The sequence below is a fragment of the Kitasatospora sp. NPDC059747 genome (assembly GCF_042732955.1).
Taxonomy (GTDB): Bacteria; Actinomycetota; Actinomycetes; order Streptomycetales; family Streptomycetaceae; genus Kitasatospora.
On sequence record NZ_JBHWGV010000281.1, the window covers coordinates 1 to 1391 of the forward strand.

Annotated in this window: 1 protein-coding gene; it reads right to left on the reverse strand. The window is 78.6% G+C overall.

The genetic code is table 11. The features are described 5' to 3' along the window. Positions 1-134: 134 nt before the first annotated feature. Positions 135-1391, reverse strand: a 1257-nt coding sequence (locus ACFV4G_RS43505; RefSeq protein ID WP_380449207.1) for an RICIN domain-containing protein, incomplete at its 5' end; no start/stop codon positions are given.

Sequence of the window (1391 nt, forward strand, 5' to 3'; positions counted from 1 at the left end):
GCGGCGGGGGTGAGCCCGCACCCACCCCGCGCTATCAGGGCGGCGATGGCCGGGCCCGCGGGCAGGCCCCGCCTTCGTCCGTTCGTCCGTTCGTCCGTTCGTCCGTCCGTTCGTCCGTTCGTCCGTTCGTCCGGTCAGGCGGCCGCGACCGCCCACACCTGGTCGGGGCCGCCCGTGCACTGGCTCACGACGGCGGGCACGTTCGGCCCCTTGGCCGTCAGGCAGGACTGGGTCCTCCCCGTGAGCGCGAGCAGGTAGCCGCCGGACGTCGGCATGAAGGACCAGACCTGGTTCACGCTGTACGTCGGCGAGGCCCATATCTGCGCCTGGGACGTCTCGTTGCTGGCGTCCAGGCGGCTCTGGTACTGGGTGGCGCCGTTGTTCAGGAAGTAGCCGCCGCCGTCCTGGCGGGTGACCAGCTGCCAGACGGAGGCGCGGCTGTTGTCGAGGGCCTGGATGACGGGGTTCTGGTTCTGGACTCCCGAGTCCTTGTCGGTCAGGGCGAGCCCGCGGTTGGTCAGCCGGACGTACGACGGGAGCCCGGTCGCCCCCTCCGACGGCGGCCGGACGGGCGGCTTGCCGGCGTTGGTGTCCGGGGGCGGCGGCGGGGGCGCGGCCGTGTACGGCGGCGGGTTGGGGGCCGTCGTGGGCTTGTCGGGTGGTGTCGACGGCTGGTAGCCGCCCTGGTTCCCGCCCTGATCGCCCGTCTGGTAGCCCGGCGTGACCGGGCCCGGGGTGTACGCCGGGCCCGGGGCGACGGCACTGGGCGACGGCGCCGGGGCGGCCGGCTCGGGGGCCGACGGGCGCGCCGGAGCGTTCGATCCGGAGGGGACGTCAGGCGGGCTGCCCGCGCCGCCCGCACTGCCTGCACTTCCTGCCCCGCCCGCACTGCCCGCACTGCCCGCACTGCCCGCACTGCCCGGCGCACCCGCACCGCCCGGGCCGCCCGCCGGAACCGGGCCCACCGGGGCACCGGGAACGGACGGCAGGGGCGACCCCGAAGCCGTGGGCGCGCCCGGTGACGGCGTGCCCGTGCCGGTGGGCGTGCCGGAGACCGCCGCGAGCGGGACCACCGTCGGAACCGCGGGCGCGGTCGGCCCGCCGCCCGCCAGCGCGGCGTCGGCCGCGGCCCGGCCGGCGTCCCGTCCGAGCGTGGTGGCCGCGGCGGCGGTGATGGCCGAGCAGAGCGCGACCACGCCCGCCGCGATCAGCAGCCGGCGGCGCCCCCGCAGCGCCGCCCGCAGCCGCCCGGCGACCGGACGCGGTCCCGTCGAGCCGGCCGCGGCGACCACCGCCGGCCGTGCCGCCGTCCGGATGGCACTGCTCGACGGCGACACGGGCACCCGGGCCGCCACCCCCACCCCCGGCGCGCGCGCGCGCGCGCGCCCCGG